A 26,853-nucleotide genomic window follows, 5' to 3' on the forward strand; every position below is an offset into this window, starting at 1 on the left:
TAAATATCTTTCAGATTTTATCTAACTCATCTCCCTCAACAGACACGCCTCCCCAATATATGACCTCTGTAGATAATTCAAAGGAGCAGCTTCATAAACTCAGATTATTAAACGATACATCATATCCAAAATAACAATACAATCAATATGGATAAAGAGCTGTAGAAAGAAAGCCATGATATTCGAAAATTTCATCACTCAAAAACACAATTTTCTCATAGCTATTGACTTATCAAAAACTTTCTTCAAATGATGCCCTATTCATCTTATCAAATTTATAGATAAAATTTGTATCAATCAAAAAGAACAAATGAAGTTTGTTTAGTCGGTTTCAGCATCACTCTCATTAAAAGATAAAAGATTAAAACTTTGGACCATATGAGGTGGTAAAGGTGCAACAATGTCCAATATTCCTCCTGAAGGATGCGGAATACGAATACGACGTGCATGAAGATGAAGACGATTTTGAATTCCTCCTGGTAATGTCCAATTACTATCAGAAAAAAAATACTTTGTATCGCCAATGATAGGATGATCCATATGGGCTGCATGCACACGAAGCTGATGTGTTCTCCCTGTATAGGGTTCCATTTCAAGCCACGAAAGAGCCCGCCCTCGCGTATCTAAAACGCGATAGTAAGAAACCGCATGATGTGAATCTGGCTCCCCATGTTCACAAACACGCATTTTGTCACCTTGTGCAGTCATTTCCTTAACCATCCACGTTGAAATTTTGTCCTGCTTTTTTTTAGGCACGCCCCGAACCAACGCCCAATAAGTCTTTTTTGTTTCTCGCGCTCTAAAAGCAGCAGTTAAGGACTGAGCAGCTCCCCTTGATCGCGCAACAATAAGCACACCCGACGTCTCACGATCAAGACGATGAACCAAACGCGGCTTTTCACCTTTTTTATTGCGCCATACCTCAAGCATACTATCCATATGACGTGTTAAACCAGAGCCTCCTTGTACAGCCAACCCAGCTGGTTTATTAAAAACAAATACCTTTGGATCTTCATAAAGCAGCATTTTTTTCAAAACGGTCCCATCATCCTGCCCACGAAGTGTTTTATCCGTTATTGGAAGACGTTCTTTGTCATTAATAGGGAGAGGTGGAATACGAACAGACTGCCCTATACAAAGACGCGTATCGGCTTTAACACGTCCACCATCAACCCGTATCTGACCAGAACGCAACAATTTTTGCAAAATTCCAAACCCAAGTCCTGGATAATGCACTTTAAACCAGCGATCTAAGCGCATTCCATTTTCATCTGCCTCAACTTTTTTTATTTCTACGCCTGCCATAAAAATTCCCTTGCCTGATGTCTATTTTTGCGCCTTTATAAACACAAAAATTCATATTTTAGTTGGTTTTATCACACCATATTACAGTTAGTATCCAAAATTTCCTTTTCTTAACGTCCAAATTTTATTAGCTAAAAACTAAGCGTTGTAAAAATCAACAGCCTTTACGCTTAATAGCGAATGGAGATAATTAACCGTGTCCTTATTCAAAACCTATGCACGTGTTCTCACTTACCTAAATAGAGAGAAAAATGCATCCCTTTTAATCTGTACCGCTAATGTTATATTAGCTATTATCACTATTGCAGAACCTATTTTATTTGGACGCGTTATTGATTCTATTACAGAAAAATCAGGTATCATCCCTACTCTTGCCATTTGGGTTTGTTTTGGACTTTCACATATTATCGCTTATGTCCTTGTTGCTCGCGGTGCAGACCGCTTAGCCCATAGACGTCGCTTAACGGTTTTAACGGAATCTTTCGAACGTATCATTGCCATGCCTTTAATTTGGCATCAACAACGTGGAACTTCCAACGCACTCCATACACTTTTGCGCGCTATAGATTCCATGTCAACCATATGGCTTGATTTTATGCGCCAACATCTCTCAACACTTGTCGCCTTATTGGTTCTCATCCCCATAGCCTTTAATATGAATTGGCGTCTTTCAATAGTCTTGGTTGTGCTTGCCATCATTTATGTATTAATTGCACGTTTAGTGATGCGAAAAACAAAAGACGGACAAGCCGCTGTAGAATGCTACCACCACAACCTTTTTAAACATGTCAGTGATTCAATCTCTAATGTTTCCATTGTACAAAGTTATAACCGAATAAAAGAAGAAACTTCTATACTGCATCAACATACAAATGCTCTTCTTAAAGCACAAAATCCTGTTCTCAATTGGTGGGCACTCGCCAGTGGCTTAAATCGAATGGCTTCAACAATTTCAATCGTTTGTGTTCTTCTCCTTGGGGCTTTTTTTGTTGCAAAAGATCAATTACGAGTAGGTGAAATCGTTGCTTTTGTTGGATTTGCACAACTCATGATTAGCCGCCTAGACCAAATGAGCAATTTTATTAATTGTGCAATATCCTCACAAGCAAAATTGCAAGAATTTTTTGAAATGGAAGACTCAACCTTTCATATTAACGAACCGCAAAATCTTCCTTCCCTCCAAAATGTTAAAGGCGCCATACAATTTCATCACGTGACCTATCAATTCCCAAATTCTTCTCAAGGTGTTTTTGATATTTCCTTTGAGGTTAAAGCAGGACAAACTGTTGCGATTGTAGGACCAACAGGGGCTGGAAAAACAACATTGATCAATCTGTTGCAGCGCGTATACGACCCTACCCTTGGGCATATCTCCATTGATGGAATAAATATATGCTCAATCAATCGCGAATCTTTACGCAAATCTCTAGCAACAGTATTTCAAGACTCGGGTCTTTTCAACCGTACTATTCATGACAATATTTCAATAGGAAAAGCGAGCGCAACGAATGAAGAACTTTATGAAGCAGCAAAAATAGCAGAAGCTCACGATTTTATTCTAAAAAAAGCTGATTGTTATAACACAATGGTGGGCGAACGAGGATCTCAATTATCAGGTGGAGAAAAACAACGACTAGCAATTGCACGCGCTGTTTTAAAAAATGCCCCTATTCTCATTCTAGATGAAGCAACAAGCGCTCTTGATGTTGAAACAGAAGCACGTGTCAAAAATGCCCTTGATTGCATAAGCCATAACCGCACTACTTTTATTATAGCACATCGCCTCTCAACAGTACGCAATGCTGATGTAGTCCTCTTTCTAGAACATGGTCATTTAATTGAAAAAGGAAGCTTTCAAGAATTAATCGAGAGAGGCAGCCGTTTCTCTCAATTCTTAAAAGCCAGTGGTTTAACAATCAAACCATCAGAAAAAGAAGGAGAAAATGAAAACGTCATCCTCTTACATGAAGCCATAGCATCATAAAATTGATACTCTTTTCAAGCAAAAAAATCCTCCTTAATATAACAAGAGTGCTTATATATGATACAAGTAAAAAGATTTCTAAAAATGCCACAATCCATTTTAGGTATTTAAGAAAAATATTAAAACAGTTTAGTATTTTCTCTGCTATTGCAATTTTACTAGATTAGAACAAAAATATTTTCCTATATCTGTGCATATTGACGAGTATACATTCTCATTTAGGGAAAATGTAAAGGTAAAAACAATTTCCAGTTTTACCGTCTTCTTTTTACTCAGCTTTACGAATTTCAAAACGAACTAAAGAAATATCTTTTAAATAATGAATATTATGTATTGCTTTGCACTTTTGTTTATCACGTTCTTTATAGTCCTCTCATAAAGAACAGAACATCATTGTTTTGCACATTCATATGACTTTTTTAAGAAACATTTTTCAATGCTCTTAAGCCCATTTCACAACGACATTCGTGAGTGGTTTTGATTAATTTAACATACACAGAATTTGAAATAATAAAACCCTACGAATATTCGTAGCTCTTGTTCAAAAGATAAAACGATAAATTATCATTATAATTCAATATATTAAAGCAATTTCATCATAAATAAATTAGATGTTAATCTAAATATTTAGATTTATGTGATATTCATTTGATTTATATTGATAATTCATTACTTTATAACTTAAAATAAAGATTTATAAAGATAGGAGAATATTCCTTTCAAGACCTTTTAATAATAAACCAAAAAACTGTTTTCTTGTACATAACAAGCAAAATGAAAATAATAGCTCTAAGATACAACAACTCTTTTATAAGCCTTTTCAAGGAAAGAAATTTTATTCATTTGAAAACTAATCGAATAATGATAGCTTATAACTTTATAAGGATAATCGTATGCAATAAATCTTGTATTTTTCCTTTCATAAAAAGAGATGTTTCTTCAAAAAATCTAGAAGAGCAACACAATAACTAGTCTTCCTAGTAAAAGAATACACAGTAAAGCATGAAGTGCTGCATAATCTATCTTATCTTAAAAAGGTGACTCCTGAAACGCTTGGAAGCTATAAAGCCAAATGATAAAGTGGTGATAAAGACAAACACTGTCTTTATCTTTACAATTGTATTTTCCCCAATTACGCTGTATCTGCATTTCAGAAATACACCAGACAGATATTCATGATACATAGATGCCAACCAAATATAACAATGTGAAAAATACCTATGCAGAATGATTTCATTCTTTAATTTTTTTCAAGAAAATCTTTTAATGCCGCAAATGCCTCATCAGCTTTGTTCCCCTCAGGACCACCAGCCTGCGCCATATCAGGACGGCCACCTCCACCTTTACCACCAAGCATCGCTGAAAGAATACGAACGAGATCTACAGCATTTAACTTATCCGTTAAATCATCCGTAACACCGACAACAGCACTCCCTTTTCCATCCTCCGAGACACTAATAAAAGCAACCACTCCAGATCCAATTTGTTTTTTCTCAGAATCGACGAGTGCCTTAAGATCCCGTGGTAAAATATTTTTAACAACGCGTCCGGTAAAAGAAAACCCATTGATGATGATAATATCATCTTGGCTCCTTTCTGTTATTCCACCACTCAACATCATTTTCTTGCGTACATCATTCAATTCTTTTTCAAGTTTACGACGATCATCAAGCAAAATTCGCACCCGTTCTTCCACACCAGCAGAAGAAGTTTTTAAAAGATCAGCGATTTCATGAATACGTTCATCTTGGCGGCTAAGATAAAGACGTGCTTCTTTGCCTGTTAAAGCTTCAATACGCCGCACTCCAGCTGAAACAGAACTTTCAGAAACAATATGAATTAAACCAATATCACCTGTTCGCTCCACATGTGTCCCTCCACAAAGCTCAATTGACCAACGCTTTTTTAATCTTTCCTGTTCAAGTGGCTCCCCCATAGAAACAACGCGAACTTCATCACCATATTTTTCACCAAACAATGCCATGGCTCCTTCAGAAATGGCATCATCTACAGCCATGAGGCGCGTTATTACTTTACTATTTTGCAAAATAATCTCATTGGCTAAATCTTCTATTTTTTTCAACTCTTTTGGTGAAACGGATTTTGGATGGGAAAAATCAAAACGCAACCGATCTGGCGATACAAGAGAACCCTTTTGTGTAACATGGTCCCCCAATGTTTGGCGTAAAGCTTCGTGTAACAAATGAGTAGCAGAGTGATTCGCACGAATTTTCTCACGACGAACAATATCAACCGTTAATTCTACACAATCAGACCTCGATGCCTGACCAGATTTCACCTCCCCAATATGGATAAAAACACCATCACCCTTTCTTTGGGTATCATGCACCTTAAAAATAAAATTTTCACCAGAAATGATACCGCTATCACCAATTTGCCCACCAGATTCACCATAAAAAGGTGTCTGATTAACAACAAGCATAGCTTTCTGACCTGAAGAAATATGATCAACAATTTTACCATCACACACAAGAGCTGTAAGAATACCTTTCGCCGTCTCAGTTTCATAACCTAAAAATTCTGTAGCCCCCACTTGATCACGAACAGAAAACCAGATTTTCTCTGTTCCAGCTTCTCCAGAACCAGACCAATTGGCACGTGCCTCCTCTTTTTGGCGTTCCATCGCTTTATCAAAAGCACCAACGTCAACAGATATTCCGCGACGACGAAGAACATCTTGCGTCAAATCAAGCGGAAAACCATAGGTATCATAGAGCTTGAAAGCAACTTCACCATTCAAATAGTCCCCTTCTTTAAGATCGGTACTTGCTTCGTTCAACAAACCAAGTCCTCGTTCAAGCGTTTTACGAAAACGTATTTCTTCTAACCTTAAAGTTTCTGAAATCAAAGATTCAGCACGTGTCAACTCAGGATAAGCTTGTCCCATTTCGCGAATTAAAGCAGGTAAAAGTCGCCACATTAAGGGCTCTTTAGCACCAAGAAGATGCGCATGACGCATAGCACGACGCATAATACGACGTAAAACATATCCTCTTCCTTCATTAGAAGGAAGCACACCATCAGCAATCAAAAATGCAGATGAGCGAAGATGATCAGCAATGACACGATGGCTGGCAATAAAATCACCCTTTGCCTCAATCCCTGTAATTTCTTCTGATGCAGCAATTAATGCACGAAAAAGATCAATATCATAATTATCATGAACGCCCTGTAAAACAGCAGCAATACGCTCTAATCCCATACCGGTATCAATAGAAGGGTGAGGTAAGTTAACACGTTCTTCCTTGGAAACTTGCTCATACTGCATAAAAACAAGATTCCAAATCTCAATAAAGCGATCCCCATCTTCATTAGCACTTCCAGGAGGACCGCCCCATATTTCATCACCATGATCATAAAAAATCTCCGAACAAGGACCACAAGGGCCTGTTTCTCCCATCGACCAAAAATTATCAGCCGTCGCAATACGAACAATTTTTTCATCTGGAAGACCTGAAATTTTACGCCACAGTTCAGCAGCAACATCATCACTCTGATAAACTGTCACCAACAATTTATCTTTTGGCAGGCAAAATTCCTTTGTTAAAAGATTCCATGATAAAAAAATAGCTTCTTCTTTGAAATAATCACCGAAAGAAAAATTACCCAGCATTTCAAAAAATGTATGATGGCGCGCCGTATAACCAACATTATCAAGATCATTATGCTTTCCACCCGCACGAACACATTTTTGTGCCGTTGTTGCCTGCGTATAAGAAGGTTGTTCAAGTCCAGTAAAAACATTTTTAAACTGCACCATCCCTGCATTTGTAAACATAAGTGTAGGATCATTCCGCGGAACAAGCGGACTAGAAGAAAGAACTTTATGCCCATTACGATGAAAATAATCCAAAAATGTTGACCGAATATTATTAACACTATTCATGTTGACACCTGCTCAATACAGCACAAAACCATAAAAGAAAAATCCCCCCTCATTAAATCCTCTTCGCCACGCATGGAGTCAATTTAATCAAAAATGGAATATTTGTTTTAAAAAATTGAGAAAAAAATGACTGCGTATTTAAAAACTCAAACAAAAAACAGAAAAATCTTAAAGAAAAAAATTATAGACGAAAAAAACGCCCCATCAAATGGCTTCATCACTTTCTATATTTTCTGACCCTGCATTTTCTAACAATTCAATCGCAATCAAACCAGCATTTTGGCGCAAAGCTGCTTCAATCTCTGTAGCTATTTCCACATGTTCACGTAAAAACTGCTTTGCATTCTCACGCCCCTGCCCTAAACGCTGAGAATTATAAGAAAACCATGCACCAGATTTTTCCACAACACCAACCTTGACACCCAAATCAATCAATTCACCTACTTTGGAAATACCTTCACCATAAATAATATCAAACTCAACCTGTTTGAATGGAGGTGCCAATTTATTTTTCACCACTTTAACGCGCGTCTGATTACCAACGATTGAATCCCTATCTTTAATGGATCCAATGCGACGAATATCTAAACGAACAGAAGCATAAAACTTTAAAGCGTTTCCACCCGTTGTCGTTTCAGGAGAACCAAACATCACACCAATTTTCATGCGAATTTGATTAATAAAAACAACCATACAGTTAGAGCGAAAAATTGCTGCGGTTAATTTTCGTAACGCTTTACTCATTAACCGAGCTTGCAATCCGGGCAAAGCATCACCCATTTCACCGTCAATTTCTGCTCGCGGTGTTAAAGCTGCGACAGAATCCACAACAAGCACATCAACGGCACCAGAACGAACCAACGTTTCTGTAATTTCCAATGCCTGTTCACCGGTATCTGGCTGAGAAATGAACAAGTTTTCTAAATCAACACCAAGCTTACGCGCATAAATAGGATCAAGCGCATGCTCTGCATCAATAAAAGCACAAATCCCACCACCTTTCTGTGCCTCAGCAATAGCATGGAGAGCCAATGTTGTTTTCCCAGAACTTTCTGGTCCATAAATCTCAACAATACGCCCCTTCGGTAATCCACCAATCCCTAAAGCAATATCCAAGGATAACGACCCTGTTGGAATTGTTTCAATTTCAACAACCTGCTCTTTTTGCCCAAGACGCATAATCGAGCCTTTACCAAAAGAACGTTCAATTTGTGAGAGAGCAGCATCGAGAGCTTTTGTTTTATCCACGATTATATCCTTGACCGAATTCATAATAACCTAAAACTTTAGTGTACACTGTACTTTTAATTTAACTAAAGGCTTGAGTTTAGAGTTTCACAGACTATTTCCATTCCTATCTCCACATTATGTCCATAAACATTCATGACCATCACAATAAAGAATTGGCATTACTTATCTTATGACACATAATAAACTCCAATAAAGTAATATCTCTATGGGAGCATAGTTAACATATTTATATCTCTCTAGAAAAGGAACAATTTAATTTTAAACACAATGTTCTACAACCCTTCTGCTTATCCCTTTGATTAAATACTTGAGAGACTAAGAATTCTCCCGCTATTGATCACACAAAAAACGCATCATCAATCAACCTCATACCCTATTGCATCGAAGAACAAAACGCTATTGTGTTGCATATTCATGCACTTGATTTAAGAAACATCTCTCAAAACTTCCAAGCTCATTTTGTGACAACACCTATGAATGTGGTATACTGCAAAACCCTTTAGTCACCACCATCTTTACTCTATAGAAGGAGCAAGCCGGCACCATCACACTATTTATCATCCTCCAATATTGCAACAGCTCTCGGCACTTGAGACAATTCATAAGAGGGATTTTTAGTCCTTTCTTGTACAGTTTTTATCACACGCTAATCCTGCTTGTAACATGCAAGCGAATAACTTGATTGCTTCAACAAATAACAGACTTGGGATGAGAGAAATTTACGGTATTTGAATACTTTCATTCAACTTACGAAACAGTCAATCATCATTATAAGTCAATATATTATTTAATAAAAACCAAAAAAATAAAGCAGCTTAAAAGTTGAATGACATATTTAAATTTGAAAAAACATGCACTTTTGAAAATATCAAAAAAAATCTCTACAAGCAATGCAATAAATGTTTAAGATATAAGCTAAATTTCTCATACAATAACATAAGAGATCAATAAAAAACGTATTTCAACTCAAGTTTTATTTTGATCTTTACGTTTTTTGCGCAACTGTTGCCACCACTCAAGACGTTTCACAATTTCACGCTCAAAACCACGCTCAACTGGTTTATAATAACTCTGACGCCCAAGTTTTTCGGGAAAATATTCTTGTCCTGAAAAAGCATCTGGTTCATCATGGTCATAACAATAACCACTTCCATACCCTTCTTCCTTCATAAATTTCGTAGGAGCATTAAGAATATGCTTAGGAGGTGGTAAAGAGCCATTTTTGCGTGCACAACGCAGTGCTGCTTTATACGCAAGATATGCTGCATTTGACTTTGGCGCAGTTGCAACATAAAGACATGCTTGCGCCAAAGCCAATTCTCCTTCTGGTGATCCTAAATAATCATAGGCATCTTTTGCTGCATTACAAATGACAAGAGCTTGAGGATCCGCCAAACCAACATCTTCAACGGCCATACGAACCAATCTTCGCCCAATATAGAGAGGATCTTCACCAGCATCCAACATACGTGCCAAATAATAAAGCGCAGCATCAGGATCAGATCCACGAACGGATTTATGCAACGCTGAAATGAGATTATAATGCCCATCTCGTCCTTTATCATAAATAGGCGCACGACGCTGAATAACTTTTTGCAAAGCAACAACATCAAGAATCTCTCCCAATGGTGCAATAGACCAAACTTCCTCTGCCAATGTTAACGCAACCCGCGCATCACCATCAGACATCTCTATCAAAACGTCTCTGGCATCATTATCCAAGGGAAGAGTTTTTCCCTCCACTTCTTCAGCACGCCTCAAAAGTATGTCCAAACTTTCATGATCATGAGAAAGAAATGTTAAAACACGTGCACGCGAAAGAAGGGCAGCATTCAGTTCAAAAGAAGGATTTTCGGTTGTTGCACCTATAAGTACCACAGTACCCTCTTCCATCACAGAAAGAAAACTATCCTGCTGTGCACGATTAAAGCGATGAATTTCATCAACAAAGAGAAGTGTTTTATCCCCAGATATAAAACGCCTCTGCGCAACTTCAAAAATCTTTTTAAGTTCAGAAACTCCTGTAAAAATAGCAGAAACCTGTTCAAACGCGAAATTTGTTTCAAGGGCTAACAAACGTGCAACGGTCGTTTTTCCCGTCCCTGGAGGTCCCCAAAAAATCATCGATCCAATTGAGTCAGTTGCCACCATACGTGAAAGCAAACCATCCTCTCCAATCAAATGCTTTTGTCCCACAACATCATTGAGAGAACAAGGGCGCATTCTTTCTGCAAGTGGCTGATTTTTATTAACTTTAAAATCAAACGACGAAGTAAAAAAATCTTTCTTCAAAAAAACCTCAACGAATAAATTGGCGAATATACATACCATCACGTTCATATTCCAATTGCCACATATTTGAGCGACCTTGCATAAGAACCTTTTTCAACTGATGAACTGTTTGAATTTTATGGCCATTTACAACACGTAGAATATCTCCTGACTGAAAAATTCCAGCTGCATTGCTCATTTCCTCAAGATTGGTAATCACAACCCCTTTTGCAGATATAGGAAGATGAAAACGTCGACTATTTTGCGGTGTTAAATCTAACACCTCAGCACCAGCAAGAGGACTGTCACCCGTAATTTTTTCAGATTTTAAAAATGCAGTTTCTGATATCGATGAAACTGTTATTTGTGTTTTTAAAGTTTTTCCACTTCGTAAATATTCCAAAGCAAGACTATGCTCAACGTCAGCTGTCATCAAACGATACCCAAGACTATCTGGGCTGTCAACGCGTACCCCCTGCACACTCAAAATAACATCACCTACTTTCAATCCAGCTTTTTCAGCAGGACTATCTTTGATAACTTCAATAATCAGAGCACCATAGGGACGTTCTAAACCTAAACCACCAGCAATATCAGCTGTAACATTTTGAAAAGAAGCCCCAATATAAGGCGGCACAAAATATTTTCCACCGCGTTTAACAGTATCAAGCATCACTTTTACAAGATTAACTGGAATAGCAAAACCAATCCCTACAGAACCACCGGAACGCGAATAAATAGCCGTATTAATTCCGATTAACTGACCTTTCATATCAATTAAAGCGCCACCAGAATTCCCTGGATTAATGGCTGCGTCTGTTTGAATAAAAAAGTCAAAATCAGAAATCCCAACACGTGTACGCGCTTGCGCTGAAACAATACCACTTGTAACTGTTTGACCAACACCAAAAGGATTACCAATAGCAAGAACAAGATCACCAACTTCAACAGTATCAGAATTTCCCAAAGAAAGAGCCGGAAATTGAGCATCTTTTTCCTTAACTTCAAGAATTGCAATATCAGTCGCTTCATCTTTGAGCACGACCTTACTCTCAAACTCCCGTCCATCAGAAAAAGCCACTTTAATTTCGCTTGCATCTTTAATGACGTGGTAATTTGTAACGATCAAACCACGTGCATCAACAATCACCCCTGATCCTAATGACGATTGCTTACGAACAGGAAATTTATTTTGAAAACGACCAAAAAATTGCTCAAAAAATGGATCGCCTTCAAAAGGTGATCGAGCTCTAATTTGTCGAGCTGCATAAATATTTACAACAGATGGAACTGTCTTTTTAACTAAAGGAGCAAATGAAAGAGTGATTTCTGTTTGTGTTTGAGGAACATGAGCATATACATGATCAAATGATATCTGCATCATAATTGCAAAAAAAATCCGCACCCAAAAAGAATACCTCATAATCCACTCCTTATAAAATCAGCACATTCTGTTGAAGATTAATAGAATAAAAAAACGTATCCCCGCAAATTAAGGACCTCTATTAATATTTCATAATAGAGAATAAAAACAACCTATTTGAACAATAAATATTATAAAAATAAGATAATTCAATATTCTATAATTTTCTCTCTGCACCTATTTCTCAACTAAAACAAACTTAAAAATGCTCACAAAAAAACCGCCCAAGACAAGGCGGCCTTTAAAAATCCAACAGAATAAAAAACTCTACGAAGATGTTCCCTTTTCATTCTCAGAAGCTTCCATGCGAGCACGATCCCCAGCACCCTTCGCTTCAACATCACGATCAACAAATTCTATAACAGCCATGGGCGCATTATCACCGGTACGAAACCCCGCTTTCATAATACGCAAATACCCACCGTTGCGTGATGCATAACGTGGCGCAAGCGTATCAAATAATTTTGCAACCTTTCCTGCATCACGAAGTGCTGCAATAGCTTGCCGACGCGCATGCAAACCACCACGCTTACCAAGAGTAACGAGTTTTTCAACAATAGGACGAATTTCTTTAGCCTTTGGAAGCGTTGTCACAATCTGCTCATGCTCGATCAACGAAGTTGCCATATTTGCAAACATCGCTTTACGGTGACTGGCAGTACGGTTCAACTTGCGTCCTGACTTACTATGGCGCATAAGCCCTCTCCTTAAATTCTAATTTTAATATTGATCTTCATAACGTTTTGCAAGATCATCAATGTTTTCAGGCGGCCACGCAGGAATCTCCATCCCAAGATGTAAACCCATACACGCCAAAACTTCTTTAATCTCATTCAACGACTTTCGACCAAAGTTCGGTGTCCGAAGCATTTCAGATTCTGTTTTCTGAATCAGATCACCAATATAGACAATATTATCATTCTTAAGACAATTTGCCGAACGAACTGAAAGTTCTAATTCATCCACTTTTTTGAGAAGAGCAGGATTAAAAGAAAGCTCAGAATCAGCTTCTTCAACAGGCTCCTTCTGTGGCTCTTCAAAGTTAATAAATAACGATAATTGATCCTGAAGAATGCGTGCTGCAAAAGCAACAGCATCCTCACCATTAACAGCACCGTTTGTTTCAATCGTGAGCGTTAATTTATCATAATCGAGAACTTGACCTTCGCGTGTATTTTCTACTTTATAAGATACCTTACGGATAGGTGAATAAAGACTATCAATTGGAATAAGCCCTATACGTGCATCATCAACACAATTACGATCAGATGGAACATACCCCTTTCCTGTGTTGACAATAAATTCCATACGAATTTCAGCTTCTTCATCAAGAGTACAAATAACATGATCTGGATTTAGAATTTCCATATCCCCAACTGTACTGATATCTCCCGCTTTCACGACACCAGGCCCCTCTTTATAAACGACGACACGTTTAGGCCCTTCTTCTTCCATACGAAGCGCAATTTCTTTTATATTCAGAATAATATCCGTAACATCCTCACGCACACCTGGAATCGATGAAAATTCATGCAAGACACCGTCAATCTGCACAGCAGTAATAGCAGCACCACGAAGCGAAGATAACAAAACGCGACGTAGCGCATTTCCTAACGTTAAACCAAAACCACGCTCAAGAGGTTCAGCAATCACACTTATAATATTTGGATTATCATGTGCACATGATTCAACCTTATTGGGTTTAATAAGTTCCTGCCAGTTTTTCTGGATCATATTTTTATTCCCGTTCTTTAGTTCCGTTACCATTCAATCGTAACGACCAATGTGAACATCAGAGAAATCTCCGACAACAAAAAACAACACCCAATTAAACACGCCGCCTTTTCCGCGGACGACATCCATTATGAGGAATTGGTGTTACATCGCGAATAGAAGTAATGACAAAACCAACAGATTGCAATGCACGTAAAGCAGATTCACGCCCTGATCCAGGTCCACAAACTTCAACTTCCAAAGAACGCATACCATGCTCTTGCGCTTTTCTTGCACAATCCTCCGCAGCAACTTGAGCAGCAAAAGGTGTCGATTTACGCGCACCTTTAAACCCCTGAGCTCCCGCAGATGACCAAGCAATTGCATTACCCTGAGCATCAGTAATAGTAATCATTGTGTTATTAAATGTTGAATTAATATGCACAACACCCGATGAAATATTTTTACGTTCGCGACGACGAACACGTGTGGCTTCCTTGGCCATAATTTCCCTTTCAACGATCTCATCACTGCCGTAACATCAGCAGCTCCACCTTTTTTCCTTGTCAAACAAATCAAACAAGAAAAAGAATATATAAAAAACCTTCCACAAAGGCCCTTATTTCTTCTTACCGGCGATTGCCTTAGCCGGACCTTTACGTGTACGGGCATTCGTATGTGTACGCTGTCCTCGGACAGGCAAAGACCGGCGATGACGCAATCCTCGATAACAACCAAGATCCATCAAACGCTTAACATTCATAGCAACCTCACGACGAAGATCACCTTCAACTTGATACCCCTGATCTATTGCCTCACGAATCTGCAGCACCTCAGCATCTGAAAGCTCATGCACACGACGCCCCAAAGGAATGCCAACTCTTTCAATAATTTCTTGAGCAAATTTTGGTCCAATCCCGTGGATATATTGAAGCGCAATAATTACACGCTTATTTGTCGGGATATTGACGCCAGCAATACGAGCCACGCCTACTCTCCTTAGTTATTTTGACAAATTGTTATAAAATACCTGATATACCTTACAGAAAAAAATAGACTCAGAAAAAAAATTCTTCCGAATCCTATTATTTCACTAAAATAAATTAAATTCACTTTTGATAGATTTCATCTCAAAAGTCAACTCTTTTCATTTATTTCTAAAAAAAATCTCATGAAAGAAACCCTCTAATCATACGTGTCACTTCAGCAACACCAATCATTCCATCAATAACCTTCAACATTCCCCTCTCTGAATAAAATTTTGATAAGGGAGCTGTTTTTTCACGATATTCTACTAATCTTTTTGCAAAAGCAACAGGATTGTCATCTAAACGAACCTGTCCACCAGTCGCTATTGTTTCCTCAACACGCTTCTTCATACGTTCAATCAACACGTCTTCATCAACACACAATTCAATAACAGCATTAAGCCACATATTTTTTGAATCCAGTATCTGTTGCAACGCTTCTGCTTGCCCCACAGTTCGCGGATATCCATCCAAAACAAAACCGTTTACACAATCAGCTTCATCAATCCGATCTGATACGATTTGATTAACAATACTATCAGGTACCAAAGCACCAGAACTTATAATAGCTTTAGCTTTTTTACCAATCTCCGTTTCTTTGGCAATCACCTCACGCAACATATCCCCTGTTGATAAATGAGGAATGTTATATTCCTCAGTCAACATTTTTGCTTGCGTACCTTTTCCCGCTCCAGGAGGACCTAAAAGAATAACTCTCATCGATTCCTTCTACCTCCACGAAGTTTTGATTTTTTTATCAACCCTTCATATTGGTGGGCAACAAGATGCCCCTGAATTTGAGCAACCGTATCAAGTGTAACAGTAACAACAATCAACAAGGATGTTCCCCCAAGATAAAAAGGAACCTGTAATGCAGATATCATAAATTCAGGTAACAAACAAACCAAGATAATATAAATAGCGCCCACAACAGTAATACGCGTCAAAACGTAATCAATATATTCGGCTGTACGCTCACCTGGACGAATCCCTGGAATAAAACCAGAATGTTTTTTCAACTGATCTGCAGTATCACTTGGATTAAACACAATAGCTGTATAAAAAAAGCAAAAAAACGCCATTAAAAATGCATAAACAATCATATAAAGTGGCTGTCCATGACCAAGAGCATAAGAAATCTCCTGAACCCATTGTGGCATTTTATCAGAAAAATTATTAATAGTGGCAGGTAATAATAATAAAGATGAAGCAAAAATAGGTGGAATAACACCAGCAGTATTCAACTTTAAAGGAAGATGCGACATATCTCCTTGAAACATTTGATTACCGACCTGACGTTTCGGGTATTGGATAAGAATTCGCCGTTGCGCACGCTCTATAAAAACAATAAGCCCAATAACCAAAACAGCAATAAGAACGATTCCTATTAAAAGAAAAGTTGATAAATCAGCCTGACTATGAGCTGTCAAAAGCTGAGCAAAAGTAGAAGGAAAGTTGGCTACAATCCCTGTAAAAATGATAAGAGAAACCCCATTACCAATACCACGTGACGTAATTTGCTCGCCAAGCCACATAAGAAACATCGTTCCGCCAACAAGCGTAATAACAGAAGAAATACGAAACATAAGACCTGGTTCTAAAACAATTTGAAGCCCCGACCCTATACCGCTTTCAAGCGCAACCGCAATACCAAAAGCTTGTAGAATTGCCAATACGACTGTTACATAACGCGTATATTGATTGATAATCTTACGACCTAAATCCCCTTCTTTTTTAAGAGTTTCCAAAGAAGGAATAATAGATGTTAACAATTGCACAATAATAGATGCCGATATATAAGGCATGATACCCAGCGCAAAAATAGCCATACGCCCAACGGCACCTCCAGCAAACATATTAAAGAGTCCTAATACACCCGACGCGTGATGTTCAAATGTTTGCCGCAAAGCATCGATATTGATACCTGGAAGAGAGATGTAAGTGCCAAAACGATATACAAGAAGCGCCAACAGAGTAAACCAGATGCGTTTCTTTAATTCAGTTGCACGCGAAAAGGTGCCGAAATTTATATTGGAAGCAAATTGCTCTGCTGCTGATGCCATAAAACGTCTCCACTTTACACTCCAGTTCTTCAAATCACAGAAGTATAATCCTAAAATTCATATATGCATACACAAACAAATGCAGAACTTAAACAATTCTCCACAAAAGATTCCACAAAACAGATATTATTCTTCTTTAGGTCTCTATTCATATTAAAAAATTATCGAGCAATATCAGGAAGAATAACCTGGCCACCCACTTTTTCAATCTTAACACGAGCAGCTTGTGAAGCACCAGAAACATGAAAGGTAATCTTAGCCTTCAAATCACCATCAGAAAGAAGACGAACCCCATCTTTTTCACGACGAATAATACCAGCCTCTTTCAAAGAAACCATATCAACCGGCTTTTCAATATTCAACTTACCTGCATCAACTGCCAACTGAATACGTCCTAGTGAAACTTCATTGTAGGTTTTAGCAAAGAAATTCCTAAATCCACGTTTTGGCAAACGACGATAGATAGGCATTTGCCCACCTTCAAAACCATTAAGGGAAACACCAGAACGTGACTTTTGCCCTTTTACACCACGACCACCAGTCTTACCCGTACCGGAACCAATACCACGCCCAACACGCTTACGATTTTTTGTTGCGCCTTCGCAATCACGCAGTTCATTGAGTTTCATATCTAATACTCCCGCAACCCTTAACCTTCATCTATAACGCGAACAAGATGCCGAACCCGAGCAATCATACCCCGCACACAAAGTGTATCATCTAAAACGCGCCGACGACGCATTTTATTTAGTCCAAGCCCCTTTAAGGTTGCACGCTGAATCTGTGAGTTTCGAATAGGGCTTCCAATTTGTTCCACCGTCACAGTTTTACCACTCTGAGATTTTTTCTGAACCATTTCCTAATTCCTTTTCTGATAATCTCAGAAACTACCCTTCTAGGTCGACTAAATGGCGACGACGCGCCTGCAAAGTCGAATACTTTATACCACGTTGAGCAGCAATATCTCTAGGATGCATTTGATGTTTCAATGCATCAAATGTTGCACGAACCATGTTATAAGGATTCGACGACCCTAGTGATTTTGCAACGACATCCTGCATACCAAGAGCTTCAAAAATAGCACGCATCGGTCCCCCAGCAATAATACCAGTACCAGCAGAAGCCGAACGTAGCAAAACACGCCCAGCTCCGTGACGACCTTCAAGATCATGATGCAATGTACGCCCAGACCGAAGCGGAACATAAATCATCCCACGTTTCGCAGATTCCGTTGCTTTACGAACGGCTTCTGGAACTTCACGGGCTTTACCATGTCCAAAACCCACACGCCCTTTTTGATCTCCAACGACAACAAGAGCAGCAAAACCAAAACGCCGACCACCCTTTACAACTTTAGCAACACGATTGATATGAACGAGCCTATCGACAAATTCATTATCGCGTTCTTCTCTCTCACCACGTTCTTTTTGTGCCATTCCTCATTCCTTTTTCTTTTCCGGAAGCACGATAACAAAGTCCCTCATCAAACTGGAAGAACTTAAACGAAATACTCTAAACTCTCCTTACTCATTCATAAATAAGAAATTTTAGAAATTCAAACCACCTTCACGAGCAGCTTCAGCTAAAGCTTTGACGCGACCATGGTACACATACGCTCCACGATCAAAAACCACCTCATTAACACCCGCTTTCTTCGCACGCTCAGCAATTAACTTACCAACAGCAAAGGCCGCCTTTTTATCAGCACCACTCTTTAACGATTTTTTCAAATCACTTTCAAGAGTAGAGGCTGAAACAAGTGTACATCCCCGCAAATCATCGATAACTTGAGCATAAATGTTCTGATTTGAACGATAAACACTAAGCCGAGGACGATCATGAGAAACCATTTTAATTCTACGACGAACACGCCTTGCACGACGTTGGATAATGTCCTTAGATGAAACCATAATACAAAATCCTTATTTCTTTTTACCTTCTTTACGGAAGATACGTTCATCTGCATGCTTAACACCTTTACCTTTATAAGGCTCAGGCCTACGATACTCACGAATCTCCGCTGCAACTTGTCCAACTTGCTGTTTATCAATTCCAGAAACAACAATTTCCGTTGGCTTAGGAACAGTCACAGTAACACCCGGCGGAACTTTATAAACCACATCATGCGAAAAGCCCAGAGATAGTTGAACATCCTTACCCTGCAAAGCAGCACGATAACCAACCCCATTAATCTCCAACCTCTTTTCAAAACCATCTTTCACACCACAAAAAATGTTCTCAATCATTGAGCGCGACATACCCCATTTAGAACGCGCATCTTTTGACTGATCCCGCGGCATAACTGATATGATATTCTCCTCAAGTTTGACTAAGACTTCATCATTGACGACGTAACTCAGCTCACCTTTTGGACCTTTTGCCTTAACCAGCTGTCCTTCAACAGTAGCAGTAACTCCAGAAGGAATTGAAATGGGTTTCTTTCCAATACGAGACATTGTTCTAACCTACTTTTTCTTCCGTTTTCTTGACATAACTTAGAAAACACGACAAAGGAGTTCTCCACCAACATTCTGTTCACGCGCCTCATGATCTGCCATGACACCTTTAGGAGTCGATAAAATCGAAATACCAAGGCCATTTGCCACCTGAGGAAGTGACTTAGCAGAAACATACACACGACGCCCTGGCTTTGATACACGTGAAATCTCACGAATAGCAGCCAACCCTTCAAAATACTTCAATTCGATTTCAATCTCAGCTTTCCCATCACCTAAATCAATTTGATTATATCCGCGAATATAACCTTCCGACTGAAGAACATCAAGAACGTGCGCACGAAGCTTCGAAGCTGGAGTAACTACTTTACCTTTTTTACGACCAAGTGCATTACGAATACGTGTTAGCATATCACCAAGAGGATCTGACATAGACATTAAATAATCTCCTCTTACCAACTAGACTTTACAATACCAGGAATATAGCCAATAGAGCCAAGCTCACGCAACGCAATTCGCGACATTTTTAATTTACGATAATAAGCCCGCGGACGACCTGAAACCTCACAGCGATTACGAATACGAACTTTCGAAGAATTACGCGGCAACTCTGCCAACTGAACAGAAGCTTTAAAACGTTCTTCAAGAGAAACCTTCTGATCCATAACTATTGCTTTCAAACGTGCACGACGGGCAGCATAGCGCTTTACCATCACCTCACGACGCTTATTTTTTTCAACGGCACTTACTTTGGCCATAATTTCACCTCACTACGTTTGCCGTTACGAACGAAAAGGAAAATTAAAAGCACGCAATAACTCACGAGCTTCATCATCCGTTTTTGCTGTCGTACAAACGATAATATCCATCCCCCAAATTTGATCAACTTTATCATAGTTGATTTCTGGAAACACAATGTGTTCTTTAATACCCATAGCAAAATTGCCACGACCATCAAAACTCTTTGGATTTAAACCACGAAAGTCACGAACCCGCGGAAGAGCAATCGTCACAAGACGATCTAAAAACTCAAACATACGATCTTTACGCAATGTAACTTTAGCCCCAAGAGGCATTCCTTCACGAACCTTAAAGGTCGCAATAGAATTACGCGCACGCGTAACAACAGCCTTCTGACCCGTTATTAGCCCTAAATCCTCAGCGGCAAGGGAAGGCTTCTTCGAATCAGCAGTTGCTTCACCTATCCCCATATTTATTACAACTTTATCAATCCGCGGAATTTGCATCGCATTTCTGTAATTAAACTTCTCTTGAAGCACTTTACGAATCACTTCAAAATAATGCGCTTTCATACGCGGTATTTGTCTTTCCTCAGCCATTAATCAACTCTCCCGAACGCTTGGCAAAACGAACTTTATTACCATCTGCATTCATACGAAAGCCTACACGTGTAGGCTTACCATCTTTAGGATCAGCAATCGCCAAATTAGACAGATGAATCGGAGCTTCTTTAGAAATAATTCCAGCTTCTTGCTTCTGCGTTTGACGTTGATGACGTTTAATCATATTAATCCCACGAACAAAAGCCTTATTCTCTTTTGGACTAACCTTAATTACTTCACCACTACATCCTTTATCCTTACCGGACAAAACAACAACTTTATCACCTTTTCGAATCTTCTGCATAACATTTACTCCTTACAGAACTTCAGGAGCAAGCGAGATGATCTTCATATGATTCCTACCACGCAATTCACGGGGAACAGGTCCAAAGATACGAGTACCGATCGGCTCTTTTTTATTATCCACTAAAACCGCAGCATTACTATCAAAACGAATGACACTACCATCTGCGCGACGAATATCCTTAGCAGTACGAACCACAACAGCTTTCATAACATCACCTTTTTTAACACGGCCACGAGGAATTGCATCCTTAACCGAAACAACAATAATGTCACCGACCGAAGCATATTTCCGCTTTGAACCGCCTAACACTTTGATGCACATGACACGACGCGCTCCAGAATTATCAGCAACGTCGAGGTTTGTTTGCATCTGAATCATGACTGGCCACCTTCTCTTAACACATATATCCGATTGTACCTTTTACACACTCGGATTTGCCTGCCAAATAACGATAAAGTTATCGCCTTCAAATTTATCAATGATAACCACACTGTTAAATTCTAAAACAATAAGCTTAACTCATTACGCTACATTGTCTTTTACAACAATCCAACATTTATCTTTCGAAATTGGTCTAGATTCTTGAATAGAAACTTGATCCCCAATCTTGAATTGGTTGTTTTCGTCATGCGCTTTATAATTTTTAGACTGCCGAACAGTCTTCTTAAGAAGCGGATGAGAATAACGGCGTTCAACTTTGACAACAACAGTCTTATCACTTTTGTCGCTAATAACAACACCCTGCAAAACGCGTTTAGGCATCTCTTATTTCCTTAAACCTTACTTTCACTTATCTTTTGACGAAGAAAAGTTTTAATACGCGCAATATCACGACGAACTTGTCTAACGCGCGCAGTCTTTTCTAATTGACCTGTTGCTTTTTGAAAACGCAAATTAAATTGCTCTTTCTTTAACTTAGCCAATTCATCTTTCATTTGGTCGAGCGTTTGCGCCCGTAATTCTGTGGCTCTCATCGCTTAACCTCATTATTCAGCAATACGCTGGATGAAACGCGTTTTTATAGGCAACTTTGCAGCACCCAATCTTAGTGCTTCACGTGCAACATCCTCCGGAACTCCATCAAGCTCAAACATGACGCGCCCAGGAGCAACACGTGCAGCCCAATAATCAACACTTCCCTTACCTTTACCCATACGAACTTCAGTCGGTTTAGATGTAACCGGAAGATCTGGAAAAATGCGAATCCACACACGACCAGAACGCTTCATATAACGTGTAATCGCACGACGCGCCGCTTCAATTTGACGAGCAGTAACCCGCTCCGGCTCAACAGCCTTCAAACCGTAGGCACCGAAATTCAAATCCGTACCACCCTTCGCAAAACCGTGAATACGGCCTTTGAACTGTTTACGGAACTTTGTGCGCTTTGGCTGCAACATTGTTCTCTACTCCAAATTTTAGTTCAATCTCAAAAACTAAGCATTTTCGCGGCGACGATTCGATGAAGAACCAGATTGATCAGCTTCCGTAGCACGACGTTCTGAAGCCATCGGATCATGCTCAAGAATCTCACCCTTAAAGACCCAAACTTTAATACCACAAATACCATAAGCGGTCTTAGCTTCTGCTGTACCGTAATCAACATCAGAACGCAAGGTATGAAGTGGAACACGACCTTCACGATACCATTCCATACGAGCAATTTCAGCACCACCAAGACGGCCAGAACAATTGATACGAATACCTTCCGCACCAAGACGCATAGCAGACTGAACAGCACGCTTCATTGCACGACGAAAAGCAACACGACGCTCTAACTGTTGAGCAATTGATTGCGCAATAATTGTCGCATCAATCTCCGGTTTACGAATCTCCACAATATTCAATGAAGTTTCAGCATCCGTCATTTCTGAGAGCTTACGACGAAGCTTTTCGATATCAGCACCCTTTTTACCAATAATCAAACCAGGACGTGCAGAATGAATTGTAATACGACACTTTTTATGAGGACGCTCAATAACAACCTTAGAAATAGCCGCCTGTTTAAGTTCCTCAAGCACATATGAACGAATTTTCAAATCTTCATGAAGAAGGCGCCCATATTCACCACTATCAGCATACCAACGAGAGTCCCAAGTCCGATTAACACCAAGACGAAGTCCTATTGGATTGATCTTCTGCCCCATTACGCGGCCTCCACTTTTTCGGTAACTTCACGAACAATAACAGTAAGATGCGAAAATGGACGTTCAATTCTACTAGCACGCCCTCGACCACGAACATGAAAGCGCTTCATCACTATCGACTTACCAACATAAGCTTCCGCCACAACAAGCGAATCAATATCAAGATCGTGGTTATTTTCTGCATTTGCAATTGCTGATTCAAGTGTTTTTTTCACAGTAGCAGCAATTCGCTTGCGTGAAAACATCAAATCAGCGAGCGCTACATTAACTCTTTTACCACGAATCATTGCAGCAACTAAATTAAGCTTCTGCGGACTAACACGAATTGTCCGCGTGACAGCTCTTGCTTCATTATCTTTAAGCTGGCGCGAAACTTTAGCTTTTCCCATTCCTACTTCCTCTTCGCTTTCTTATCGGCACCATGACCATAATAAGTCCGGGTAGGAGCGAACTCACCAAACTTATGCCCAACCATCTCTTCAGAAACAGAAACAGGAATATGCTTATTACCGTTGTAAACACCAAAAGTTAAACCAACAAATTGCGGTAAAATAGTAGAGCGACGACTCCATATTTTTATAACTTCGTTGCGCCCACTTGCACGTACCTTCTCTGCTTTACCAAGAAGATAGCCGTCAACAAACGGACCTTTCCACACTGAACGAACCACCTCAGACTACCTTTCTTATTTCTTGCGTTGATGACGCGTACGCATAATAAATTTATCAGTGGCTTTATTGGAGCGCGTACGCTTACCTTTCGTAGGTTTACCCCAGGGAGAAACTGGATGGCGCCCCCCCGATGTACGACCTTCACCACCACCGTGTGGATGATCAACGGGGTTCATAGCAACACCACGAACATGTGGACGTTTACCACGCCAACGTGACCGCCCCGCCTTACCATCATTAATATTCCCATGATCAGGATTTGAAACAGCGCCAACAGTTGCAAAACAGCTACTCGGAACCAAACGCTGCTCACCAGAATTTAAACGAAGAATAGCCATACCATGATCTCGTCCAACCAACTGCGCATAAGCACCTGCTGAACGTGCAATCTGTCCGCCTTTCCCTGGCTTCATCTCAACATTATGAATAATTGTACCTACAGGCATATTAGCAAGAGGCATAGCATTACCTGGTTTAACATCCACATTTAAACCAGCCATAACAGAATCACCAACACCAAGACGCTGTGGTGCAAGAATATAACTCAATTGCCCATCCTCATAGCGGATTAAAGCAATAAAAGCGGTACGATTAGGATCGTATTCTAAACGCTCAACCTTTGCTGAAACATCACGTTTAAGACGCTTAAAGTCGACAAACCGATAACTACGTTTATGTCCACCACCCTGAAAACGAGCAGTAACACGACCGCGATTATTACGTCCACCCTTTGAAGACAAACCTTCAGTTAACATCTTTACAGGTTTTCCCTTATAAAGACAAGAACGTTCCACAATAACAAGCTGACGCTGCCCAGGTGTCGTTGGATTAAACTGCTTAAGTGCCATTATTCCTATCTCCGAGCCTTTAAAGACCTGTCGAAACGTCGATAGTCTGACCACTGGCCAGAGTTACGATCGCTTTTTTGACATCACTCTGCCGACCAACTATACCTTTGAAACGCTTCACTTTACCCTTACGGACTACCGTGTTAACTGCTTTAACTTTTACGCTAAAAAGCGCTTCAATAGCAGCCTTAATCTCAGGCTTCGTCGCTTTCGGCGCGACATTAAAAGCAACTTGATTATATTCAGAAATCATAGTCGCCTTTTCAGTAATAACTGGACTAATAATTATATCATAATGGCGAAGATCTGTCATTTAAAACGCTCCTCAAGAGCCTCAACAGCTGCTTTTGATAAAACAAGTTTGCTGCGACGCAAAATATCATAAACATTAATTCCCTGAATAGGCAAAATGTCAATATTAGGGATATTAGAGGCTGCACGAAAAAAGTTAATATCAATCTCTTTACCATCAATCAAGAGAGCGTTATTAAATCCAAGCTTAGAAAAATGAGAAACAAGCATTTTCGTTTTAGCATCCTTAACAGTCAACTCATCCACAATAATTAAATCTTTTGCTTTTAATTTTGCAGATAAAGCAAGACGTAACCCAAGAGCACGAATCTTTTTAGGAAGATCATGCGCATGGCTACGAACCACCGGTCCATGTGCCTTACCCCCACCCCTAAACTGCGGTGCACGTGCAGATGAATGTCGAGCACGCCCAGTTCCTTTCTGTTTAAACATTTTTGCCCCTGTTCGCGATACATCAGAACGACCCTGGGATTGATGACTTCCCTGCTGACGACGTGCAAGCTGCCAACGAACAACACGTTGCAAAATATCCTCACGCGGAACAAGATCAAAAATAGCTTCAGAAACCTTTAATTTGCCAGCTTCATTACCATCAAGAGTTTTAATTACAAGATCCATTATTAGGCTCCCTCAACCTCAGAGGTTTCCGTCACCGGAGTAACCATTTCCGCTTTCTCCTTCACAAGACGGCGAATACCAGCAGGCTTTGGAGCATTCTCAGGAAGACGCTTCTTCACAGCATCCCGTATCAAAATCCAAGAACCTTTAGAACCAGAAACAGCACCACGCACTAAAATTAAACCACGCTCACTATCAGTGGAAATAACTTCAATATTCTGTGTTGTTACACGCACTTGCCCCATATGGCCAGCCATTTTTTTACCTTTAAAAACTTTACCAGGATCTTGGCACTGCCCTGTAGAACCATGAGCACGATGTGTAATCGAATTACCATGAGAAGCACGATGCCCACCAAAGTTATGTCGTTTCATAACACCAGCAAACCCCTTACCAATACTGGTACCAGTCACATCAACTCTTTGTCCTGGAACAAAATGTTCCACTGTAATCTCAGTACCAACATCAAGAAGATTGTCGGGACTCACACGAAACTCTGCTATTTTAGCTTTAGGCTCAACAGAAGCCTTAGCAAAATGTCCACGAAGAGCTTGTGAAGTATTCTTAACCTTAGCAAAGCCTACACCTAATTGAACAGCAGTATAACCATTCTTTTCAACTGTACGCTGAGCAACGACTTGACAATTCTCCAAACGAAGTACCGTCACCGGCACATGCTCACCAGCATCATTATAAATACGGGTCATGCCCAGCTTCTGTGCTATTACACCTGAACGCATCGGGTCTGTTCCTTCTGTCCTCAAACCTCAGAGCTTAATTTCTACATCCACACCAGCAGAAAGATCGAGCTTCATAAGCGCATCCACTGTTTGCGGCGTTGGATCAACAATGTCAAGAAGACGCTTATGTGTTCGCATCTCAAACTGCTCACGACTTTTCTTATCGATATGCGGTCCACGATTGACCGTAAACTTCTCAATCCGCGTCGGAAGCGGAATGGGACCACGGACATTTGCACCGGTACGTTTAGCAGTCGATACGATCTCACGCGTCGACGTATCAAGAATTCTATGATCAAACGCTTTCAAGCGAATGCGAATATTCTGACTGTTCATGCTCTTTATTTCCCTGTTATACAAAGTGCCTTCAATAATCAAAGCACTCAACAAGCATTATTTATTCAATGATCTTAGAGACGATACCGGCACCAACAGTACGACCACCTTCACGAATAGCAAAACGAAG

General features: G+C 39.7%; 33 protein-coding genes and 1 pseudogene. 1 reads left to right on the forward strand and 33 read right to left on the reverse strand.

The features are described 5' to 3' along the window. Window positions 1–321 precede the first annotated feature (321 nt). On the reverse strand, window positions 322–1,305 hold the full coding sequence (locus ACFIMG_RS09125; protein WP_375679193.1) for an RluA family pseudouridine synthase: 984 nt from the start codon (window positions 1,303–1,305) through the stop codon (window positions 322–324). A 196-nt stretch (window positions 1,306–1,501) separates the two neighbouring features. On the opposite strand from ACFIMG_RS09125, the gene ACFIMG_RS09130 reads away from it, so the two are divergent. Further along, window positions 1,502–3,289 (forward strand): glucan ABC transporter ATP-binding protein/ permease, encoded by a 1,788-nt coding sequence (locus ACFIMG_RS09130; RefSeq protein ID WP_375679192.1) that lies wholly within the window; start codon window positions 1,502–1,504, stop codon window positions 3,287–3,289. A 1,240-nt stretch (window positions 3,290–4,529) separates the two neighbouring features. Here ACFIMG_RS09130 and alaS read toward each other — a convergent pair. The 32 genes and pseudogenes from alaS to ACFIMG_RS09290 form a co-directional block, all read right to left on the reverse strand. Next, window positions 4,530–7,196, reverse strand: coding sequence for an alanine--tRNA ligase (alaS, locus tag ACFIMG_RS09135; RefSeq protein WP_375679191.1), 2,667 nt, complete (start codon window positions 7,194–7,196; stop codon window positions 4,530–4,532). Between the two features lie 204 nt (window positions 7,197–7,400). Continuing rightward, window positions 7,401–8,444 carry a recombinase RecA gene (recA, locus tag ACFIMG_RS09140; protein WP_273791424.1) on the reverse strand — a complete coding sequence of 348 codons (1,044 nt, stop codon included), beginning with the start codon at window positions 8,442–8,444 and terminating at the stop codon, window positions 7,401–7,403. Window positions 8,445–9,413: 969 nt separating this feature from the next. Further along, entirely contained in the window at window positions 9,414–10,739 is a 1,326-nt protein-coding gene (locus tag ACFIMG_RS09145; RefSeq protein ID WP_375679190.1) for a replication-associated recombination protein A, read from the reverse strand. 7 nt (window positions 10,740–10,746) lie between these two features. Continuing rightward, window positions 10,747–12,141: a DegQ family serine endoprotease gene (locus ACFIMG_RS09150; protein ID WP_375613138.1), complete on the reverse strand. Its 1,395-nt coding sequence runs from the start codon at window positions 12,139–12,141 to the stop codon at window positions 10,747–10,749. Between the two features lie 267 nt (window positions 12,142–12,408). Next, window positions 12,409–12,837: a 50S ribosomal protein L17 gene (rplQ, locus tag ACFIMG_RS09155; RefSeq protein WP_273791421.1), complete on the reverse strand. Its 429-nt coding sequence runs from the start codon at window positions 12,835–12,837 to the stop codon at window positions 12,409–12,411. A 24-nt stretch (window positions 12,838–12,861) separates the two neighbouring features. After that, window positions 12,862–13,875 carry a DNA-directed RNA polymerase subunit alpha gene (locus ACFIMG_RS09160; protein ID WP_375611485.1) on the reverse strand — a complete coding sequence of 338 codons (1,014 nt, stop codon included), beginning with the start codon at window positions 13,873–13,875 and terminating at the stop codon, window positions 12,862–12,864. A 94-nt stretch (window positions 13,876–13,969) separates the two neighbouring features. Next, the gene (gene rpsK / locus ACFIMG_RS09165; RefSeq protein ID WP_007347762.1) at window positions 13,970–14,359 is read right to left on the reverse strand and encodes a 30S ribosomal protein S11; all 390 of its coding nucleotides are present in this window, start codon (window positions 14,357–14,359) and stop codon (window positions 13,970–13,972) included. Window positions 14,360–14,473: 114 nt separating this feature from the next. Continuing rightward, the gene (gene rpsM / locus ACFIMG_RS09170) at window positions 14,474–14,842 is read right to left on the reverse strand and encodes a 30S ribosomal protein S13 (RefSeq protein ID WP_026500557.1); all 369 of its coding nucleotides are present in this window, start codon (window positions 14,840–14,842) and stop codon (window positions 14,474–14,476) included. A 181-nt stretch (window positions 14,843–15,023) separates the two neighbouring features. Then, window positions 15,024–15,602 (reverse strand): adenylate kinase, encoded by a 579-nt coding sequence (locus ACFIMG_RS09175; protein WP_375613140.1) that lies wholly within the window; start codon window positions 15,600–15,602, stop codon window positions 15,024–15,026. Beyond that, window positions 15,599–16,945 (reverse strand): preprotein translocase subunit SecY, encoded by a 1,347-nt coding sequence (gene secY, locus ACFIMG_RS09180; RefSeq protein WP_375611483.1) that lies wholly within the window; start codon window positions 16,943–16,945, stop codon window positions 15,599–15,601. The genes ACFIMG_RS09175 and secY overlap by 4 nt, the downstream gene beginning before the upstream one ends. A gap of 161 nt (window positions 16,946–17,106) precedes the next feature. Further along, the gene (gene rplO, locus ACFIMG_RS09185) at window positions 17,107–17,574 is read right to left on the reverse strand and encodes a 50S ribosomal protein L15 (RefSeq protein ID WP_375613141.1); all 468 of its coding nucleotides are present in this window, start codon (window positions 17,572–17,574) and stop codon (window positions 17,107–17,109) included. 20 nt (window positions 17,575–17,594) lie between these two features. After that, window positions 17,595–17,801 (reverse strand): 50S ribosomal protein L30, encoded by a 207-nt coding sequence (gene rpmD / locus ACFIMG_RS09190; protein ID WP_375611481.1) that lies wholly within the window; start codon window positions 17,799–17,801, stop codon window positions 17,595–17,597. Between the two features lie 31 nt (window positions 17,802–17,832). After that, window positions 17,833–18,381: a 30S ribosomal protein S5 gene (gene rpsE, locus ACFIMG_RS09195; protein WP_015856574.1), complete on the reverse strand. Its 549-nt coding sequence runs from the start codon at window positions 18,379–18,381 to the stop codon at window positions 17,833–17,835. A gap of 111 nt (window positions 18,382–18,492) precedes the next feature. Beyond that, a complete protein-coding gene (gene rplR, locus ACFIMG_RS09200) occupies window positions 18,493–18,855 on the reverse strand; it encodes a 50S ribosomal protein L18 (protein WP_273791414.1) in 363 nt (120 codons plus the stop codon). A gap of 12 nt (window positions 18,856–18,867) precedes the next feature. Further along, a complete protein-coding gene (gene rplF, locus ACFIMG_RS09205) occupies window positions 18,868–19,401 on the reverse strand; it encodes a 50S ribosomal protein L6 (protein ID WP_375679189.1) in 534 nt (177 codons plus the stop codon). Window positions 19,402–19,440: 39 nt separating this feature from the next. Next, entirely contained in the window at window positions 19,441–19,839 is a 399-nt protein-coding gene (gene rpsH / locus ACFIMG_RS09210) for a 30S ribosomal protein S8 (protein WP_015856577.1), read from the reverse strand. Between the two features lie 14 nt (window positions 19,840–19,853). Beyond that, a complete protein-coding gene (rpsN, locus tag ACFIMG_RS09215; protein WP_273791412.1) occupies window positions 19,854–20,159 on the reverse strand; it encodes a 30S ribosomal protein S14 in 306 nt (101 codons plus the stop codon). Window positions 20,160–20,183: 24 nt separating this feature from the next. Further along, window positions 20,184–20,741 carry a 50S ribosomal protein L5 gene (gene rplE / locus ACFIMG_RS09220; protein ID WP_375611477.1) on the reverse strand — a complete coding sequence of 186 codons (558 nt, stop codon included), beginning with the start codon at window positions 20,739–20,741 and terminating at the stop codon, window positions 20,184–20,186. Continuing rightward, a complete protein-coding gene (gene rplX / locus ACFIMG_RS09225; protein ID WP_015856579.1) occupies window positions 20,734–21,048 on the reverse strand; it encodes a 50S ribosomal protein L24 in 315 nt (104 codons plus the stop codon). The genes rplE and rplX overlap by 8 nt, the downstream gene beginning before the upstream one ends. A 12-nt stretch (window positions 21,049–21,060) precedes the next feature. Next, a complete protein-coding gene (rplN, locus tag ACFIMG_RS09230) occupies window positions 21,061–21,429 on the reverse strand; it encodes a 50S ribosomal protein L14 (RefSeq protein WP_004855715.1) in 369 nt (122 codons plus the stop codon). A 144-nt stretch (window positions 21,430–21,573) separates the two neighbouring features. Next, window positions 21,574–21,813: a 30S ribosomal protein S17 gene (gene rpsQ, locus ACFIMG_RS09235; RefSeq protein WP_012231991.1), complete on the reverse strand. Its 240-nt coding sequence runs from the start codon at window positions 21,811–21,813 to the stop codon at window positions 21,574–21,576. 11 nt (window positions 21,814–21,824) lie between these two features. After that, on the reverse strand, window positions 21,825–22,025 hold the full coding sequence (rpmC, locus tag ACFIMG_RS09240) for a 50S ribosomal protein L29 (RefSeq protein ID WP_375606714.1): 201 nt from the start codon (window positions 22,023–22,025) through the stop codon (window positions 21,825–21,827). A gap of 12 nt (window positions 22,026–22,037) precedes the next feature. Next, the gene (gene rplP, locus ACFIMG_RS09245; protein WP_375611475.1) at window positions 22,038–22,451 is read right to left on the reverse strand and encodes a 50S ribosomal protein L16; all 414 of its coding nucleotides are present in this window, start codon (window positions 22,449–22,451) and stop codon (window positions 22,038–22,040) included. A 36-nt stretch (window positions 22,452–22,487) separates the two neighbouring features. Next, entirely contained in the window at window positions 22,488–23,198 is a 711-nt protein-coding gene (gene rpsC / locus ACFIMG_RS09250) for a 30S ribosomal protein S3 (RefSeq protein WP_273791408.1), read from the reverse strand. Beyond that, window positions 23,198–23,587: a 50S ribosomal protein L22 gene (gene rplV, locus ACFIMG_RS09255; RefSeq protein WP_273791407.1), complete on the reverse strand. Its 390-nt coding sequence runs from the start codon at window positions 23,585–23,587 to the stop codon at window positions 23,198–23,200. Before rplV ends, rpsC begins: the two co-directional genes overlap by 1 nt. Before the next feature lie 2 nt (window positions 23,588–23,589). Further along, the gene (rpsS, locus tag ACFIMG_RS09260) at window positions 23,590–23,868 is read right to left on the reverse strand and encodes a 30S ribosomal protein S19 (RefSeq protein ID WP_004855734.1); all 279 of its coding nucleotides are present in this window, start codon (window positions 23,866–23,868) and stop codon (window positions 23,590–23,592) included. Between the two features lie 15 nt (window positions 23,869–23,883). Further along, window positions 23,884–24,717 carry a 50S ribosomal protein L2 gene (rplB, locus tag ACFIMG_RS09265; RefSeq protein ID WP_375611474.1) on the reverse strand — a complete coding sequence of 278 codons (834 nt, stop codon included), beginning with the start codon at window positions 24,715–24,717 and terminating at the stop codon, window positions 23,884–23,886. A 19-nt stretch (window positions 24,718–24,736) separates the two neighbouring features. Beyond that, on the reverse strand, window positions 24,737–25,030 hold the full coding sequence (locus ACFIMG_RS09270) for a 50S ribosomal protein L23 (RefSeq protein WP_375611473.1): 294 nt from the start codon (window positions 25,028–25,030) through the stop codon (window positions 24,737–24,739). Further along, on the reverse strand, window positions 25,027–25,647 hold the full coding sequence (rplD, locus tag ACFIMG_RS09275; RefSeq protein ID WP_375613145.1) for a 50S ribosomal protein L4: 621 nt from the start codon (window positions 25,645–25,647) through the stop codon (window positions 25,027–25,029). Before rplD ends, ACFIMG_RS09270 begins: the two co-directional genes overlap by 4 nt. A gap of 2 nt (window positions 25,648–25,649) precedes the next feature. Continuing rightward, window positions 25,650–26,387, reverse strand: coding sequence for a 50S ribosomal protein L3 (gene rplC, locus ACFIMG_RS09280; RefSeq protein WP_375629003.1), 738 nt, complete (start codon window positions 26,385–26,387; stop codon window positions 25,650–25,652). Window positions 26,388–26,414: 27 nt separating this feature from the next. Further along, entirely contained in the window at window positions 26,415–26,723 is a 309-nt protein-coding gene (gene rpsJ / locus ACFIMG_RS09285) for a 30S ribosomal protein S10 (RefSeq protein ID WP_005773267.1), read from the reverse strand. A 61-nt stretch (window positions 26,724–26,784) separates the two neighbouring features. After that, window positions 26,785–26,853, reverse strand: a pseudogene (locus tag ACFIMG_RS09290) (elongation factor Tu); the annotation flags it as partial.

Source organism: Bartonella sp. AP11XZML (assembly GCF_042196445.1).
Lineage (GTDB): Bacteria > Pseudomonadota > Alphaproteobacteria > Rhizobiales > Rhizobiaceae > Bartonella.

Coding starts and splice junctions, on each gene's coding strand:
- ACFIMG_RS09125 (WP_375679193.1), bottom strand. CDS start 1,305: ATGGCAGGCGTAGAAATAAAAAAAGTTGAGGCAGATGAAAATGGAATG.
- alaS (WP_375679191.1), bottom strand. CDS start 7,196: ATGAATAGTGTTAATAATATTCGGTCAACATTTTTGGATTATTTTCAT.
- ACFIMG_RS09150 (WP_375613138.1), bottom strand. CDS start 12,141: ATGAGGTATTCTTTTTGGGTGCGGATTTTTTTTGCAATTATGATGCAG.
- rplQ (WP_273791421.1), bottom strand. CDS start 12,837: ATGCGCCATAGTAAGTCAGGACGCAAGTTGAACCGTACTGCCAGTCAC.
- ACFIMG_RS09160 (WP_375611485.1), bottom strand. CDS start 13,875: ATGATCCAGAAAAACTGGCAGGAACTTATTAAACCCAATAAGGTTGAA.
- rpsK (WP_007347762.1), bottom strand. CDS start 14,359: ATGGCCAAGGAAGCCACACGTGTTCGTCGTCGCGAACGTAAAAATATT.
- ACFIMG_RS09175 (WP_375613140.1), bottom strand. CDS start 15,602: ATGAGAGTTATTCTTTTAGGTCCTCCTGGAGCGGGAAAAGGTACGCAA.
- secY (WP_375611483.1), bottom strand. CDS start 16,945: ATGGCATCAGCAGCAGAGCAATTTGCTTCCAATATAAATTTCGGCACC.
- rplO (WP_375613141.1), bottom strand. CDS start 17,574: ATGAAACTCAATGAACTGCGTGATTGCGAAGGCGCAACAAAAAATCGT.
- rpmD (WP_375611481.1), bottom strand. CDS start 17,801: ATGGTTCAGAAAAAATCTCAGAGTGGTAAAACTGTGACGGTGGAACAA.
- rpsE (WP_015856574.1), bottom strand. CDS start 18,381: ATGGCACAAAAAGAACGTGGTGAGAGAGAAGAACGCGATAATGAATTT.
- rplR (WP_273791414.1), bottom strand. CDS start 18,855: ATGGTTTCATCTAAGGACATTATCCAACGTCGTGCAAGGCGTGTTCGT.
- rplF (WP_375679189.1), bottom strand. CDS start 19,401: ATGTCTCGTATTGGAAAGAAACCCATTTCAATTCCTTCTGGAGTTACT.
- rpsH (WP_015856577.1), bottom strand. CDS start 19,839: ATGTCTATGTCAGATCCTCTTGGTGATATGCTAACACGTATTCGTAAT.
- rpsN (WP_273791412.1), bottom strand. CDS start 20,159: ATGGCCAAAGTAAGTGCCGTTGAAAAAAATAAGCGTCGTGAGGTGATG.
- rplE (WP_375611477.1), bottom strand. CDS start 20,741: ATGGCTGAGGAAAGACAAATACCGCGTATGAAAGCGCATTATTTTGAA.
- rplX (WP_015856579.1), bottom strand. CDS start 21,048: ATGCAGAAGATTCGAAAAGGTGATAAAGTTGTTGTTTTGTCCGGTAAG.
- rplN (WP_004855715.1), bottom strand. CDS start 21,429: ATGATTCAGATGCAAACAAACCTCGACGTTGCTGATAATTCTGGAGCG.
- rpsQ (WP_012231991.1), bottom strand. CDS start 21,813: ATGCCTAAACGCGTTTTGCAGGGTGTTGTTATTAGCGACAAAAGTGAT.
- rpmC (WP_375606714.1), bottom strand. CDS start 22,025: ATGAGAGCCACAGAATTACGGGCGCAAACGCTCGACCAAATGAAAGAT.
- rplP (WP_375611475.1), bottom strand. CDS start 22,451: ATGTTGCAGCCAAAGCGCACAAAGTTCCGTAAACAGTTCAAAGGCCGT.
- rpsC (WP_273791408.1), bottom strand. CDS start 23,198: ATGGGGCAGAAGATCAATCCAATAGGACTTCGTCTTGGTGTTAATCGG.
- rplV (WP_273791407.1), bottom strand. CDS start 23,587: ATGGGAAAAGCTAAAGTTTCGCGCCAGCTTAAAGATAATGAAGCAAGA.
- rplB (WP_375611474.1), bottom strand. CDS start 24,717: ATGGCACTTAAGCAGTTTAATCCAACGACACCTGGGCAGCGTCAGCTT.
- ACFIMG_RS09270 (WP_375611473.1), bottom strand. CDS start 25,030: ATGACAGATCTTCGCCATTATGATATAATTATTAGTCCAGTTATTACT.
- rplD (WP_375613145.1), bottom strand. CDS start 25,647: ATGGATCTTGTAATTAAAACTCTTGATGGTAATGAAGCTGGCAAATTA.
- rplC (WP_375629003.1), bottom strand. CDS start 26,387: ATGCGTTCAGGTGTAATAGCACAGAAGCTGGGCATGACCCGTATTTAT.
- rpsJ (WP_005773267.1), bottom strand. CDS start 26,723: ATGAACAGTCAGAATATTCGCATTCGCTTGAAAGCGTTTGATCATAGA.